Origin of the sequence: Pseudomonas savastanoi (assembly GCF_020917325.1) — a bacterium.
GTDB classification, from domain to species: Bacteria; Pseudomonadota; Gammaproteobacteria; order Pseudomonadales; family Pseudomonadaceae; genus Aquipseudomonas; species Aquipseudomonas amygdali.
Map to the genome: position 1 here is coordinate 4,196,952 of NZ_CP076652.1, position 17,978 is coordinate 4,214,929.

Below are 17,978 nucleotides of genomic sequence, written 5' to 3' on the forward strand. Positions count from 1 at the left end.
CATGTTCCGCAACGACGGGTTATCGATCACACTCGGCAAGTTGCCCGATCAACACATCAGCAATTTGCTGGGCGTGGACGGACAGGCAAGTAAAGTGATCCCCAGAGACATCGACCGTTCTTACCTTTGCCGCACTGAACAACTCCCAGCCCCAGGCATCCGTGTCACGGATCTCGGGCAGGTTGATACCGGAGGGCATCGAGTCGACCGCCCTGAACAGTACCAGTGAGGCATCAAGCGCAACCTTGGGCGGGTCATAGCGCATGCCGAAGGCGGCAGCAGCCTTGTACACGTTGAACAGCCCCCGAATGCTTCCCTCATCGCCACGCGCATCCAGCAACCCGTGACTTTCCAGCGTGTCCTTCAGATAGCGGATCTTTTCCTCGTCACCCAGGTGCTCGAGCGCCTGCAACTCCTCGCGGCTGAGCTTGATTGGCTTGTCGAAGTAATGCCCGAAGATACTCAGCAGCGAACCCAACACCTGAGCATCGGTAGGCACCTGCATTTGCGTATACGGAGGGGCTGCCGAGTCGAACAGCGCCAGCAAACCCACCTGGTCGCCACGTGCTTCAAGCAGTCTGGCGATTTCGTACGCCACTTTTCCGCCAAGTGAATGGCCACCCAGCAGATAAGGCCCATGCGCCTGAACCGACTTCATGCAGCGAATATAGTGTTCGGCCATCTCCTCGACGCTGAGGTGAGGCTCAGCCTTGCCATCGAGCCCCAGGCATTGCAGACCATAGAAAGGCCGTTGCGCGCCCATGGCCTTGGCCAACCCAAGCACCTGATTGACGTTGCCGCCCATGCCCGGCAGACAAAAGAATGGTCTCCCCTCGCCGTTTCGCTGCACCGGCACCAGACAGTAACGTACGGCGGCTTCATCGGCGTCGATTGGCGTATCTTCGGCGACACTGTCCAATGAACGGGCGATTCGCTCGATGGTCGGTTCATCAAGGAACTCGGCCAACGTCAGGCACTGCTGAAAGCGCGAACGAATCCGCGAAATCAGCTGGGACCCCAACAGTGAGTGCCCGCCCAGATCGAAGAAGTTATCCAGCACACCCGGCATATCGCCGCCCAGCAGCTCTTGCCACAACTGTGCGACTTCCTGCTCCACAGCATTGCGTGGCGCAACACGCTCGGCACCGGAGTCGAACAGCGGTGTTGCCCGGCCCGCCGATGTCGCACCGCCGCGCTGCAGTTGATCGATCAGTTGCTGCAGATCCTGCGCCTTGTGCACGATGATCTGAGCAGTGTTTTGCGCCAGAGCCAGCTCGAATAACTGGCAACCTTCTGCGTTGGTCAGCCCGCGAACATCGTCAATCGGCGCCTGCTCGGGATGCGCCTTGTCATAGGCAACACGCATACCTGCCTGCGCCCATGCATCCCAGTTGAGCGAAACCACAGGCATGCCCTCCTGACGACAGGCCTGCGCCCTGGCGTCCAGATAGGCGTTGGCAGCGGCGTAATCCGCCTGACCAAGCCCCCCGAGCACCGACGCCAGCGACGAACAGAGAAATATGAAATCGACAGGCTCCTGGCGCAAAACGTCTATCAGCACATCAGTGCCAACCACCTTGCTGCCCATCACCTGTGCCCATGCATTTGCCTGGCTCAGTTGGATGAGACCGCTGGCTTGCACACCTGCGGCATGTATGGCCCCACTGATACCCCCATGCTGAAGCCTGACCTGCTGAAGCGCTGCAGTGAAAGCCTCACGATCAGCACAATCGACCGCCATGTGTTGAATCCGCGCGCCTTGCTGTTCCATCGCCTGCAGCGCTTGCCCGACCTCATCCGTGACCGTCGCCGAACGGGACATCAGGACTAAGGTGACAGCTTTTACCTTCGCAGCCAGATGACTGGCCAGCGCCAGCCCCATGCCGCCCAGACCACCGGTAACCACGTAGGTCCCGCCCTCCTTGAAGTGCAGTGAAGGTTGCGAGACTTGCAGCGCTCGCAGGCAAGGTTCATGCAACGTCTGTTTGCGCAAGGCCAGAGTCGGTGCAAGCGGAGAAGCCTGATCGGGATCGATGTGCTGGAGTACCTGAAGCAGTAGCATCTCATTCTCGGCCGCGTTGGCCAGCGGCAGATCAAAATGACGGCAGCGTATCTGCGGCAGCTCCCAAGTAAGTGTACGAACCACACCAGACAAGGTTGCTACACAGCTGTTGACCGGCTCATCGTCATCCACCTGGCAGGCACCTTCGGTCACCACTGACAGAACAGTGGTGTTTATCGCATGAGGAATGTATGCCTGCACCAACACCATAAGATCGGTAAACAGCGTAATGGCGGCGTGCTCGCCGTCCGCAAGCTGCGTCTTACCGGCCATGTAAATGATCTGGCTCGGCAAGGCATCTTGCGTCGCCAGTGTATTAAACAGCTGTCCATATGCCTGTGCGTCGCCGCGAGCAATTGTTGCGATCGTAGCGCCAGAATCACCTGCATCGCCTATGCAGACACTGTCCGGCGGTAGCGCAGCGAGAATGCTGTTATCGGCTGCAACGCCACGCGTGACAACCAGCCAGGGCCCTTGTAACGGCGAGTCGCCCCTGGGAGGCAATGCCGGCCGCCATGCTGGTACCTGACACCAGTCCAAGGGCTCGGTGCGCTGCGCGTCCGGTGCCACTCGCTCATCGCGCAAAGTAAAGCCGATCACCTCGGCCAGCAGAGCACCGATTCCGCCGTCGTTATCGACTTCGAACAGTTGCATATCATAAACATTACTGCGGACCCGCCTTGCATGGCTGTAAAGCCGGGAGCGCAGTGGTGCATGAATAGTCAGGCGCTGGTAATGGAACGGTAATCTGCGGGTGCTGTTTTCCATGATCGAGAGAAAACCAGTCGCCATGTCGAGCAACGCCGGATGCAGCGCAAAGCGCTCAAGGTCAGCGGCAAACACCTGATCCAGTTCCAGAAGCGCCAGCCCCTCATCCTGGCCGAGCCAGATCGAACGAAAGCACTTCCAGCGAGGCCCGAACAAGCCGAGACGCGTGTTCAATGCCGCATGTTCGACTTCATCGGCAAGACAGTCAGCATGGTCGGACTGAAGCTGCATCAGCCCTTTTAGTAAGAGGCGCTCCCGGTTGTGGCGTTTTATGAAACCTTGCGCGTGCAGCATTCTGTGCTGCTGCGGAGCGTTACCCTCGTCCGATACCGACTCGAGAAAAAACTCAGTGCTCTCGGTGTGATCCTTGAATGTAATCAGCACGCTTTGCGAGGCCTGCTCATCTTCCAGAACCAGAGGGGTCGGGAAGTAAACGTCACTCAGTTCGATCAACTCGATGCCTTCCATACGCGCGTAGGCATTGCGTACCAGCTCGACGCATCCGGTGCCGGAAAGCACTGGCTTTCCTTCGAAAACGCGATGTTCGTCCACCAGCCAGAGTTGTGGCGACAGGCTCAATCGGAACTGCCTGCGATTACCCTGCATACGCTGCCAGTGCAGGAACAACGGTACCTCGTGCGGCGCAGAAGAAGTTGTCCCGGCAGCCTCGATCCAGTGGCTGTCCCGCGCGAACGGATAGGTCGGCAGCGGCACGCGTGCGCCGTCTGTACACCCTGCGGCCTGCGCCCAACCGAAACTTGCTCCCTGCCTCCACAATGACGCGATGCCTTCTGCCAACGCAGCCTCGTCTGATCGGCTGTCTCGCGCATGCCGAGTACAGCCAAGCACACACAAGGGCTCAGCATAGGATTTCAGTGCACTCTGAAGAGCACGGCCCGGGCCGACTTCGAGAAAAATCGGGTCTTCCAGTTCGTCGGCAAGCAGCGCGATACCGTCAGAAAAGCGCACGGTATCCAGCAGATGAGACGCCCAATAATCACTTTGGCTGCTCGAATCGATCGAGAACCAACCGCCGTTGTGATTGGACACGAGCGCGATAGTCGGGGGCTGCACAGAGAACCCGCTGACAACTGCCTTCAACGCGTGCGCAGCAGGAGCCATCATGCGGGAATGAAAAGCGTGCGAGGTATCCAGTACACGCCCCACGAGCCCTTCCTCGGCCAGTTGTCGCTCGACCCGCGCAATGGCTTCAAAATCACCGGCAAGAACACATTGCAGCGGCCCATTGACGGCCGCCAGCTCCACGCCGTGCCCCAGAAAGCGCGCGCAATCTGCTTCAGAGAGGCCAACGGCAAGCATCGCACCCGGAGCTTGACGTTGCATCAGGCGGCCCCGCTCGACAACCAGCTTCAAGCTGTCTTCCAGACTGTAGACACCCGCAAAACAGGCTGCCACCAGTTCACCAAGGCTATGGCCTATCAGCGCCTGCGGGTGGATACCGCGGCTTTGAAACAACAGGGCGCACGCGTACTCGACCACAAAAAGTGCCGGTTGCGCGATTTCCGTACGGCTCAGACTGTTGGCTGTATCGCCATCCGCTGGCGGGTATAGACTGGCCAGAATGTCGACGCCATAACGCTTCAATATGACCGTGCAGCGGTCAACTGTCTGTCGAAATACCGCCTCACTGCCGTAGAGGCCCTTGAACATTCCCTCATACTGGCTGCCCTGCCCGGAGAACATGAACACGATCGGACGGTCCTGTCTGCGCTCCATGAGCGCTGTGGACGAAGGTGTCTGCAGCGCGTGCAAGGCTCCGGCAATGCTCTGGCTGACAACGCTGTCCCTGAAGGCAAATCGTGTGCGGCCCTCTCCCAGCGTGAAGGCGATATCGCGTATATCGGCCACCGGGTTCTGCAGACAGGTAATCAGTTGCCGACGCTGATGGTCCAGCGCTGTAGCGGTACGTGCGGAGAACGGCAGTATGTACCAGCAATCGCTATCGTCATGCGGGCGCACTGACGGCTGCGGAGGCTCCTCGACAATGACATGAGCATTGGTCCCGCCGATGCCGAAGGAGCTGACGCCTGCCCGACGTGGCGAGGCCGTAGCCGGCCAGGGTCGGGACGTCGTGTTGATATAAAAAGGGCTGTCGTTGAAATCAATTTCGGGATTGGCTCGCGTGAAGTTAAGGCTTGCAGGCAGGACGTCGTGCTGCACGGCAAGTATGGCCTTGACCAGCCCGGCGACGCCTGAGGCCGCATCAAGATGACCGATGTTGCTCTTCAACGAACCGAGGGCACAAAAGCCCGGCGTGAAATTTGGCAAAGCGCTGGTATAGGCCTGCGTCAACGCACGGACTTCTACCGGGTCACCCAGGCGAGTGCCGGTGCCATGCGCCTCGATATAACCAATGGAGTCTGCACTGATATTCGCTGCATCGAGCGCGGCGCTCACCACCTGGGCCTGCCCGTGAACACTGGGCGCGGTATAACTGACTTTGCTGGAGCCATCGTTATTGACCGCCCCGCCCTTGATCAAGGCATGAATATGGTCGCGATCTTCGATTGCCCTGTCAGCCAGTTTGAGGACCAGCACTGCACAACCACTGCCACCTGTGGTGCCGCTGGCCTGCGCATCGAACGGCCTGCAATGGCCATCGGCGGAAATGATGCTGCCCGGTGCCGCCTGGTAACCGTAGTATTGAGCTTCGACGGAAGCACCGCCGACGATCACCATATCCGACTCGCCCCGCAGCAAGCTTTCGCAAGCCATCTGGACCGCTACCAGTGAGGAGGAGCAAGCCGTCTCGACGGTAATCGCAGGTCCGGCGAGATTGAGTTTGTAAGCCACACGCGACGCCATGAAATCGCGGCCGTTACCCAATAGCCACTGGATGTTCTCCAGTTGCAGCTCCTGGCGCTTCGGGTAAACGTGATCAAGCAAGTAATGGCTGGTGCTCGCGCTTGCAAATACGCCTACGCGCAAATCGTTCAGAGAACCGCCATAACCGGCGGCTTCCATAGCGGTCCATGCGCATTGAAGAAAGATGCGCTGCTGAGGATCCATCAACTGGGCTTCACGAGGTGAGAAGCCGAAGAACTCGGCATCGAACTTGTCGACATCCTCGAGACGATTGCCACACTTGACGAAATCGGCACGCTCCAGCAGATCAGGGCTTACGCCATGCGCGAGCATGACCTCGTCACTGAAATAAAGGGTCGACTCCACCCCCTCGGTGAGGTTCTGCCAGAACTCGCTCAGGTCAGCGGCGCCCGGAAAGCGCCCGGCCATGCCGACGACCGCCAGCGTACGATTTCCGGGATCAATGGCAGGTGATGCCTCGCTGGCTTGGCGAACCTCCGGCAGCGGCCCATGCAAGCGTTCCAGGTGAGCGACCAGACCACGCAGCGTCGGGTATTCGAAAAGGTCTGTCATGGCCACGGGCGCCTGCAAAAGCTCGCTCAAACGTTTTTGCGTCTCGACAATGCGCAACGAGTGGCCACCGAGATCGAAAAAATTGTCGTCCGAATCGATTTCCTGACAATCGAGTACTTCCTGCCAGATCTTTCTGACCTTGTTGTGCAGGCGTTTTCCAGCAGGCCTGACGGCTGCAGGAAGGGTCGGCGGCGTCCCGACCGCGGTGTTTTCCTGCGCGCGCTGGTCAACGAGGTTTTCGAGTGCCTTGCGATCGACCTTGCCAGTACGGCTAAGCGGTAGTTCGGGCAAGCAGATCAGACGCTCCGGCACCATATGTGTCGGCAGCACTTTCGCCAGCTCTGCACGCACCTGTGCAATGCTCGGCTTGCCGACGTAATACCCCACCAGGATCTTGTGCTCGTGGTCATCCCGTTTAACGACCACGACCGCCTGCTCAAGCCCGACTATCGCGTTCAAGCGCGCTTCGACATCGCCCAGTTCAATGCGGAAACCGCGAACCTTCACCTGATTATCGATACGCCCGACATAGCTCAGGCTTCCATCGAATTGACGAACCACAAAGTCGCCAGTGCGGTACAGCCGCGCCTCGGGGGAAAGACCATATGGGTCGGGAAGAAACGCTTGCGCGGTGCGCTCATCCAGATTCAGATAACCCTGTGCTACCCCGCTCCCGCCGATGTAAAGCTCGCCGGGTACACCGCAGGGCAGAGGGTTCAGGTACGGGTCCAGAACATACATTCTGACGTTGTCCAGAGGCCGCAATACCAAGGCACCTCGTTCATCCCAGTAGTCACGGGCAGATGCATACACCGTCGTTTCGGTCGGACCGTAACCATTGAGGAAACGTCTGCCGGTTGCCCAGGTCTGGGCGACGTTCGCCGGACAGGCTTCACCGGCGCTGATAATGACTTTCAGCTCGGCAAGCTCGGCATGGGGGAGCAAGCGCAGGGCCGTCGGCGTGATCTGCAGATGAGTAATACGTTGCTCGCGCAGAAGCGTCACCAGATCCGGCCCCGGAAGCAGCTGTTCAGAGGCGGCAAATACCAGCGTAGCGCCGCTGATCAGTACCGGAAACACCTCGCCACAGACCCCGTCGAAGACAGGCGAAAAATACTGCAGTTGTCGCGACTGGGCATTCAGTTCCAGTGTTCGCGCAAATGCATTCGCGGTGTTATCGATATTGCGCTGCGAAACCATCACCCCCTTGGGCTGCCCGGTCGAGCCAGAGGTGTAAAGAATATAGGCCAGATCCTGAGGCTCACGCTGGCAGGCCGGAGCAGACCATTCGCCCTCGGCACCTTCGAAATCGTCGACCAGCAACGTCTCCAGCCCCAGAGCCGCAAGCTCGTGTGCCAAGCCTCGATGACCCACCACGCGGCACAATGCTGCGTCTTTGATCATGTAGCCCAGCGCACCTTCCATCGAATCCTGCGGATTCAAGGGGACAAAGGCACAGCGCGCCTTGAGGATGCCAAGCATGCCTGCCACCAGATAGGGATGCCGTCCAGTGAACAGGCCGATGTGCTCACCCGCTTGCACACCCTTCTTTATCAGCGCGTGCGCGATGCCGTTGGCTAACCGGTCCAGTTCGGCGTATGTCCAGCAGCGTTGTTGCAACTGAAGGGCCATAGCCTGCGGAGTCTGACGTACACGCTGTTCAAAACGGCTGACGACATCGCCGTCGCCGAAGTCGCGTGACGTGTCGTTGAACTGGCTGATCAGCCTCTGATGTTCGGTTGCAGGCAGCATCTTCACCTGAGCAACGGTCTGCTCGGCATTGGCCAGCATATTTTCCAGCAGGCACTGGAAGTGCTCTGCCATGCCCGAGATGACGGAGCGCTCGAACAGTGACGTGCGATATTTGAATACCCCACTCACCCCTTCGCCTTTGACAGCACGCAACTCCAGCATCAGGTCCAGCTTCACCTCAGTGGAGGCCAGGGAGATTTCTTCCGATTGCACGTACGGCAAGGTAAGCGGTACGGCCGTCGTGCTCTGCACCACAAGACCCACTTGGAAAAAAGGATGCTTGCCGGGCAGCCGCTGCGGGTTGAGCACTTGCGCCAGGTAATCGATCGGCACCGAATGATTTGCCTCGGCGGCAAGCAGGGCCTGGCGACTCTGCTCGATAACCTGCGCCACACGCAGAGGGCCTCGCAAACGCAGCCGTAACGGAAGCAGGTTAACGAAGAACCCGATCAGGTTCGCACTTTCATCATGGTCCCTTCCCGAGAATGGCATGCCGATCAAAATGTCGTCCTGCCCGGTGTAGCGATGCAATAGCAGCGCGAACGCGGCGTGCATGACCATGGCCGGCGTGCATTGAAGACGCAGGCAAAGCTGATCGAGCCTTGCCGAGCAATCGCCAGGAAGAGTCAGCGCAACGTAGTCGCCGGCCAGTGGATTTCCTGCTCGCGGGCTGGAACGCACAGGCAGTACCAGAGGCGGCGGCAAGTCCTTAAGCGAAGCCTTCCAGGCGTCTAGCTGAGCCTCGAACGCCCCGCTTTCGAGTTGATTTCGTTGCCAGGCAGCATAGTCCTGATACTGAGCCTCCAGTGCGCTCAGCCTGAGGCACTCACCTTGCGTCAAATGCCGATAAAATGCTGCCAGCTCCTGACGCAGCAAGGCACTCGACCAACCATCGTAGGCAATGTGATGCAAGGTCAGGCACAGCACATATTCATCCGAAGCGGTCTGCAGAAGCACCGCGCGTATCGGCAGTTCCTTGTCCAGCACGAACGGCGTGTGCACCTCCCGCTCCAGTGTGACCGAGAGCGCTTCGCGAGCGATTTTTTGCTGCCTGAACGGTACGCGCGCGCTGTCAGCGTGACTTGTCACAACCAGCGGCTCTTTCTGCGTAAGGCCCTGAGCGTCCACAAACGTTTCAAGCTCGCAAGTGAAATGCGTGCGCAAGACTTCATGACGCTCAAGTAGCAGATTCAATGCACCTTCCAGCGCAGGAATATCCAGTTGCCCGGTCAGACGGCATATTTCCGGCATGTTGTAAGCGGTGCCCGGCTCACTGTGCTGGGTCAACCACAGACGGCGTTGCGCAAACGAGAGACGTTGGCGCTCGATACCGCTACTGCGTCCGATCGCGGCAGGCCTGGAAGCGACACTGGCACCTTGGGCGATCTGGATCATATTCAGCATGATCTTTTCGGCGACCTGAGCGACGGTGGGCCCTTCGAACAGGTTTGCAATACTGAGGGCCACACCAAAGCGCTTTTTGATGTGCGCAATGACTTGAGTGACCAGCAGAGAATGCCCGCCACTCTCGAAAAAATTGTCGTCAATGCCGATACGCGGCACATTGAGCAGTTGCTGCCAGTCTTCGACAAGCTGTTCTTCCAGACTGTTGCGCGGTGCGGCGTAAGCGCGTGAGTCCTGCGCCCAATCGGGCTCAGGCAGGCTCTTGCGATCGATCTTGCCATTTGCGGTCAAAGGCAGTGCTGGCAAGACTACCAACAGGCGCGGCACCATATGGCCTGGCAGACGCTCGCCAAGGTAGGCATTGAGTTGCTGCGCTGTAGCGCGGGTTTGCACATAACCGATCAGTTCGGCCTCGGCACCTGGTGACTGACGGGTGACCACCGCGCATTCACTCACATCAGGATGGTCGGCGAGTACGCTCTCGACTTCACCCAGCTCGATGCGGAAGCCACGAATTTTGACCTGGTTGTCACTGCGGCCCAAAAACTCGATGGTGCCGTCGCGCATGTGCCGACACAAATCACCGGTGCGATAGAACCGCTGTTCGCCGACGCCAGGTAAAAACCGTCCGCTGGCCGAGAACGAACCTGTCAGGAAGCTCTTCTCGTTCAATTCAGGGCGATTCATGTAACCGGACGCCACCGCGCCGCCGCCAATCAACAATTCGCCGGGGACAGTACGCGGTACCAGATTCAGCGTTGCGTCAACCAGGTACAGGGAGGTGTTAGGCAAGGGACCGCCGATAGGCAAGCTGCGCTCAGAGTCATACCACCCTGCATCGGGCTCGAACGTGGCGCTTTCGCAGGTTGCCTCGGTGACTCCGTAAACACTGACAACCCTGGTATGCGGTCCACACAACGTCTGCATTTTCCGATACTCGTGGACAAACCACACGTCCGCACCGCAGGTGAGTGTATGCAGGGTATCCAGACGCCGTGCGGTCTCTTCCAGGTAACGAATCATCTGCCGCAGGACCGCAGGCACGAACTCGAGCAACGTCACCCGTTCAGCTGTGATCAGCTCATAGAGTTGTTCAGGGTCAGCCAGACTCTGCCGAGGACACATGATTAACCGCGCGCCAACCGCCAGCGCGCGGACGACATCGCTCATGAATACGTCAAACGTGAAATTGGCCATTTGCAAAATGCCAGTAACACCCGGCTCGGTCTGACCGTAAGTCTGCTCCAAGGCCTGGAGCAGGCTTACCCAACTGCCGTGAGAGACACTGACGCCCTTGGGACGACCGGTAGAGCCGGAGGTAAAAATGATGTAGGCGATGTCTTCCGGTTGCGTGTTGCGCCCCTCGAATTCGCTCTCGAGCAGCGTGCCGGTGGTCTGCGGCAAATCATCCTGCAGCAGGCACGGATAGTCCTGCAGTTGCTTCTGAAAGGCGCGCAGCGTCAGGACCAGTCTGGGCTCGATGTCCTTGAGCAGATCCGCATGACGCGCATCGTCGATTGCCAGCGGCACATAAATACCGCCCACCTGATGCACCGCCAGTAACGCGACGATGACCTCTGGGCCATAGCGTTGCACTACCGCGATCCGGTCACCATGACGAACACCGGCAGCATGCAGATGACCCGCCAGTACCCGGGCCTCTGCATCAAGTTGCGCATAGCTGTATCGACGGTCCGCATAAATCAGCGCATCCATCTCGCCCCACTGCGCGGCACTGCATTTGAACCACTGATGGAAAGGTGCAAAAGGCGCTTGCGGCGCTGCCGGCTGATGATTAGCCAGGCGCAGCGCCTGCTCCACGGCTTCGTCAGACAACAGCGAAAAATCGTCAATAGCCCCGTCCGGGTTGCGCGACACCTGCTCCATAATGATCAGCAGGCTATCGATCATCCCCTGCACTGCGGTCTCATCCAGCAATGCGGTGTCATACTCGACCGCGCCGCTCATGCCGCGCGCAGTCAGTGCCAGGGTCAGACTCAGGTCATATTTGGCGGTGCAGGAGTCGAGCGTATAAACGCGAGTGCGCAGGTTTTCCAGCTCGACCGAAAAATCCTCGTTGGCCATATCGAACAGCACCTGAAACACCGGCGCATGGCTCAAAGAGCGCGGGGGCTGAATGGCCTCGACAATCTGATCGAAAGGCACATGGGCATGCTCGAATGTATCGAGCACCGAGGCGCGAACTCTTTTGAGCAACTCGACGAAAGAAGGAGAACCCGATGCATCGATCCGGTTTGGCAGCGTATTGACGAAGAAACCGATCACGCCTTCCAGGTCAGCGGATTGCCGATTCGACATCGGCGATCCGATGACCAGATCCGCCTCTTGCGTATAGCGATACAGCAGCACGGAAAAAGCCGCAAGCCCTACCATATAGGGCGTGACGCGACATTCCTTGGCCAGTTTTTTCAGCGCGTCCGAGACGGCTGCAGGCACTTGAAAATGACAACGCTGCCCCGCGTAACGCTGAACGGCAGGACGCTTGTCATCCAGCGGTAGTGGCAATACCGGAGGCGCACCGGCCAATCGCTGCTGCCAGTGAGCAATATCGGGATCTCGTTCAGCGCTCGATGGGCTCAGACTTAAATAGTCGCCAAAGTCGAAGTTCAACGGCTCGACGTTCACCTCGCTGCCCTGCACCAGCGCCGAATAGGCTGAGGCCACTTCGGAGAGGAAAATCTGCATCGACCAACCGTCGAAAATGATGTGATGAACATTGATCAACAGAACATGCTCGTCGGTCGCACAGTGCAGCAACGTCGCGCGCAGAAGCGCTTCATGCTCAAGATCGAAAACATAACGGGCTTCGCTTTGCTCGAACGCTTTCAGCGCGGCTTCGCTGTCCGGCTCGGCTCGCAGGTCAACTTTGCGAGTCAACAGTTGCTCGTTGACAAGGCGAATGACCGGTTGCCCATCGATACAGGGAAAACGATAGCGCAGTGCAGTCTGGCGCTGATAGACACTGTCCACCGCCCGCTCAAGGGCTGCGCAATCCAGCGCCCCGTCAATGCGCAGCGCGAAAGGCACATTGTATGTGGCGCTCGCATCTTCCATCTGGTGCATGAACCAGAGGCTTTTTTGCGCAGGCGATAAATTCAGAAACCCCCGGGCTGCCGGGGTCGGACTCCTGACAGCGGATCCGGTGGTTGAAGTGACCGTTTTTTTTTGGGACATGACCATCTCCACCTCGACAGCGAACGATGTCGCTGCGAGGACGGGTTAAATTGGGGGGCTGAGAGGCGAGAAAGCGCGCGGGGGTATTTTTGCTACCCACCACGCGCCGGTAAGCGGTCAGGCGGTCAACGGCTCGGTCGAGCGCTCGATAGCACCTGCAAGCGTCTCGACGCTGGGATACTCAAAGAGCAGATTCAGCGACAGACGACTGCCGAATTGCTTGCTCAGCCGCGACATGATCCGCATGCCGGCCAGCGAATGGCCGCCGATGGAGAAGAAGTCTTCGTTTCTACCCACTTCCGGCACATTGAGGATTTGCGCCCAGACCTCGGCAATGGATTTTTCCAGAGCCGTCGACGGTCGCTCGCTGGTGACTCTTGCACGGCCGTTTTGAGTCGCCAGTTCAAGCAATGCACGCTTGTCGACTTTGCCGCTCGCATTGACCGGCAGTTGCTCGATCACATGCACTTCGGAAGGCACCATGTAGTCGGGGAGGCGATCCCTTAGCGCTACACGAATCTGTTGTTCATCCAGTGCAATGGTCCCGTCCAGACTGACAAAGGCAACGAGTTGCTTATCAAGATTCAGTGTGCGCAGAATCAGCGAGCACGCCGTGACACCAGGCAATTGACGTATCGCCTGCTCAACCTCACCAGGCTCTATGCGCAAGCCACGGATCTTGATCTGGCTGTCACTGCGCCCCAGAAACTCGATACCGCGGCTCTGGGTCCAGCGCGCCAGGTCACCGGTGCGGAAGAGAGTTTTGCCGGGGAACCTCTCCAGTGTCACAAAACGCTCCTGGCTCAGTTCCGGACGCTTGAGGTAGGCGCCGGTGATACCTGTGCCACCGATAAATAACTCTCCTGGAACACCTGGCTCGGCAAGCTGCCCGAAAACATCCACGATGTAGGCATCGGCCTGTGCAATTGGCCATCCGATCAGAGGCTTGTCAGTCACTTGTTCGACTTTGTCCATGCTGTAGGCAGTGGTAAACACCGTACCTTCAGTAGGGCCGTACCCGATGGTGAGCGTCCCGGTGGACTGTGCCAGAAAACTGCGCATGCTTTGCGGTGAAACAACGTCACCGCCGGTCACTACATGTCTGACGCCAGCCATCGCATGAGGATACTGATCGACCATTTCCTGGAACAATGCGGACGTCAGCCAGAGCACGCTGACCTGCTGGCTTTCCAGTGTGTGTGCCAGGTCATCCAGCCCGCCGGCTTCTCCAGGCTGAACCACCAACTGCGCGCCGTTCAGCAAGGCACCCCAAATTTCAAAGGTCGATGCATCGAAGGCGAGGGGCGCGAAAAACAGGAAGCGGTCGTCACCATTGATATCGATATAGTCCGTCCCCTTGACCAGACTCACGACCGCGCGGTGGGTACTGGCAGTGGCTTTCGGAGTGCCTGTGGAACCCGATGTGAACATGTAATAGCAGTGAGCATCGGCGCTGACGACAGGCTTGACCAGCGGCGACACGCGCAGGTCATCCTGCTCAGTCAACAATTGCCCGATCAACAGCGTTGAGGTTGCATCACGTAGAGGCGGAGCACTCTCATCGATCAGTGCCCACTTGACGTCCGCCTCTTCCAGCAGCCAGTCACGACGCTCGGCAGGCGACGCACAGTCGATCGAGAGGTAGCACGCACCGGCTTTGAGTACGCCCAAGAGCGCTGCAACCTGCCACTCGGAGCGCATCATGCAGATACCGACGACATCACCGGGCTGCACATCCTTGCGAAGCAATATGTCGGCAATTTTGTCGGCGGACTCATTGAGCTGAGCGTACGTCAGCACTGCCTCGCCGCAGCGCACAGCGATGGCTTCGGGCTGTGTGGCCGCAAATGCCTCGACGATGGCGTGCAGGGACGTTTCAGGGTAGGTCGAAGCAAGCCCCTCACACTGTGCCTGAATGGCAGCCTGGTGCTGGGCCGACAGGCTTTGTGCCAACGTCTCGTCAAGTGACTCACCGGCCTTTTCCAGCAGCTGGACATAATGCCGGGCCATTGATGTCGCTGTTTCCTGAGTGAACAGGTCAGCGGCATAGCCGAGTGACAACGAAGCCTTTGTGCCGGAACGGTCCAGGACGAATTCGATGGGCGGATGCAGACTGCCCGAAGCACTTCCCTGCTCTGCACGCGCGGACAGGCCGTTGCAGAATACCGACTGTATTAATGACTGTGGCGCTCTTCCCGATGCCGCAACACTGTCATCGAGCGCTTTTTCCAGGCTCTGTGCGGAAGATGCGTGCCACTGACGAGCCTGCTCGCAGTGCTGTTGTGTGCGCAGGAAGACATCGGCAAATGTATCGTGCGCAGTGAGCGTCAGCTTGAGTGGCAACGGTGTGGCCAGACGCTGTCCATCGGCAGCGGTACCCAGACCAGCCACGACGGTTTGATGCCCGCCATAACGTGCCATGACAACGGCATAGAGAGAAAAAAGCGCTACTTCAGGCTCAATGCGGCGCTGTTCACACACTTGAAACAGGCGTGCAAGGCTTTCATCCGACAATGGGATTTCATGACGCACAAGTGGCCCGCTGACAACGCGATTAAGCGCATGGTCAGCCAGAAGCCCCGAGGCTTCGAGGTCGAGAGATTGTTTCCAGAACTCTACGCCAGGACTGACAGAAGTACCGCCTGCGGCAAGGACAGCAGACTTGCGTACATTGGCGAGGCTTTCTGCCGGTTGCTCGAGCCAGGCGCTTGCCAGATGGAGGAAATCATCCATAAGCGCTACGACATCTGCCTCTTTGGCGACAGCGGTGGAGTACTCAAGCATGAAACGACCGCCAGCGGCCGGGTTAACCTCGTCATCGAAAACGCAAATGACATTGAGGTCGAATTTCGCAGAACCGTTTGCCAAGCCCTCCACCACCTCGACATCAATGTCCGCAAAGTCCAGGGTGCGGGACATGGAGTTATGAAAACTGAAAGCAACCTGAATGTAAGGTAACTGCTGAGTTAAACGCTCCGGGCTCAGATCGGCAACCATGGTGGAAAACGGCACATGCGACTGCAAACAGGCCGTGCGGATTTCTTCTTTCACGGCTGCCAGTAGAGGTGCCCAAGGCGTGTTCGCGTCAATGTCGATGCGCAGCGGCAACATGTTCACCAGCATACCGATGGTGTTTTCGATACCCGGCAGGTCGCGGTTGGCGACGGCGGTACCGATCAGTTGTTGCGTCTGACCCGAACGCGCCGCTACTACACAGGCAAACAGTGAAAACATAGTCTCGAACAGCGTGGATTTATTCTTCGAGCCATACGCCTGAAGTGCGCTGATCAACCCACCGGGCAACGGTACCGACACGGAACTGCCGACAAAATCCAACGCCGCTTGCCCACCCTTCGGTGCAGGAAACGGCGAATGCGTGTAGGCAGGCCAGGTTTCAAGACGACCGTACCAGAAGTCTCGGCCTTGACGACCTTGAGCCGAATCCAGCCAGTCGCGCTCCCATTGGCAGTAATCGATAAACTGGATCACCGGCTCAAGGGGCTCTTGATTAACACGGCCCTTTTGTTCGTTGTAAAAATGATTGAGCTCTTTGAGAAACAGCCGAAATGACCAGCCGTCATGAATGAGGTGGTGTTCGATGTGCAGCAATGAGTGGAATTGGTCACTGAATTTGAACAGCACCCATCGAATCAGCGGAAGTTTCGCCACTTCGATTTTCTGGGCAATTTCAGCTTTTATAATAGAATTCATGTAGGTCTGCCGTACCGCTTCACTGCTGGCAGACAGGTCAACGATGGGGATGTTCACGGGCCAGGCGTCCTGAATAGTTTGCCGTGGCTCCCCGTCAACCTCATCGAAAACAGTGGAGAGTGACTGATGACGCTCAACCACCATACTCAGCGCCAGTTCAAGCGCGTTGATATCAAGGTTGCCGCGAATATTCAGCATGGCCTGAAAATTATAAGCGATACTTTCTGGTACTAACGTCTCAAGAAACCAGGCCTGTTCCTGAGACATGGAGAGTGGCCCTTCCGTACCGGTTATATGCTGTACGCCGGCCCGCTTAGCGAGATCTTGAGAGCGTGACGGTGCGGTATTATTTTTCTCAAAACTGTTCATGACGGCCTCAGGTAACATATTAATCAGGTGACATCAACCTCGTAAAAAAACCGATGCAAGAGATTTTGTTAACGACGATTGACTTCTTTCAAAAAAAACACATACGCCCTGTAACCGTCTACCTGTGAAAAATAACAGCTTACGCAGCCCCCCCAACCTTCCTAGTCTATATAACGCCCTAATAACAACGCATTGCAGAGCACAACCTGTCGAGGTAAACGATGCAAACCGTCCAAAGATTTCACTGTAACGATGCACTAAAATTTGAACTCATGCGTCTTTACAAAAAGAATAACTGGCGATGGCTACTGGGTTGGTCAGGGGATATTATTGTCATTGCTTCCGCTGTCGCACTCACCCAATGGTCATCGTATGCTTATCCCCTCAGCGTGCTAATTATCGGTTCAAGGCAACGCGCACTCGCCTCCCTTGTGCATGAAGCAGCCCATTTAACCCTGACTCAAAGCCGTTCCCTCAGTTATGCCATTGGCCACTATCTAACCGGCTTACCCATCTTTCAGGATTACGAAGCTTATCGACATTCGCACGTGCACCTGCATCACCATCATCTCGGTGACGCCGACAAAGACCCGGACTACCGTTACTATATCGATTCTGGACTGCAGGCGACCGTAGATCGGTTTGACTTCATGTTTAACCATCTGCTTAAAACCGTGCTGCTCCTGAATATATTCAGCTACCTGCGTTACCTTGTCATTCATCGGTTGGGCGCACTGTTCAAGTCCCCTCGCAAAGCGCTGACCCTCATCGCAGTACACGCTGTTTTATTCTCGTTGTTCTACGCCACCACAGGCCTGTACGGTTACCTGATGTTCTGGCTCGTTCCTTACCTCACGGCTTTTCAGGTCATCGGCTGGCTGTCAGAGGTTTCTGAACATTTTGGATTGTTCGGCAAGGAACGGGAGGCCCTGCGTATCACCCGCAACCGTTTCCCCTCCTGGTGGGAGAGGCTGTTTATCGGCATGCATGGAGACAACCTGCATCTCACTCATCACCTGTTTGCAGGCATCCCCTACTGGAATCTGTACAAGGCGCACTGCATTCTTCTGCAGGACCCGAGCTATGCTGCAGTCAATCAGGTCAAGGGTGGCATCATCTCGGGTCGTCGCGACAGGCAATCGGTCATACGCCAGATACTGAACATTTATCGCCTGCAAAACAAACGTCATTCTCAGCACAACACTGCGCATCAGGCGCGGTACGAGCAGTCGACGCGCGAAGGTACGCAGGCAACAACAGGCGATAACCGGTAGCCGTCGCGTTCCACTGCAGGTTGTCAATAAGTATTCCGATCGAG

General features: G+C 57.6%; 3 protein-coding genes. 1 reads left to right on the plus strand and 2 read right to left on the minus strand.

The features are described 5' to 3' along the window. Nucleotides 1–19 precede the first annotated feature (19 nt). Nucleotides 20–12,580, minus strand: coding sequence for a hybrid non-ribosomal peptide synthetase/type I polyketide synthase (locus KP808_RS17730; protein ID WP_230016589.1), 12,561 nt, complete (start codon nt 12,578–12,580; stop codon nt 20–22). Nucleotides 12,581–12,697: 117 nt separating this feature from the next. Continuing rightward, nucleotides 12,698–16,558: a non-ribosomal peptide synthetase gene (locus tag KP808_RS17735; protein WP_230016590.1), complete on the minus strand. Its 3,861-nt coding sequence runs from the start codon at nt 16,556–16,558 to the stop codon at nt 12,698–12,700. A gap of 323 nt (nt 16,559–16,881) precedes the next feature. Between KP808_RS17735 and KP808_RS17740 the strand changes: the two genes are divergently transcribed. Continuing rightward, complete coding sequence (locus tag KP808_RS17740; RefSeq protein WP_230016591.1) at nt 16,882–17,934, plus strand: fatty acid desaturase family protein; 1,053 nt, start codon at nt 16,882–16,884, stop codon at nt 17,932–17,934. Nucleotides 17,935–17,978 lie beyond the last annotated feature (44 nt).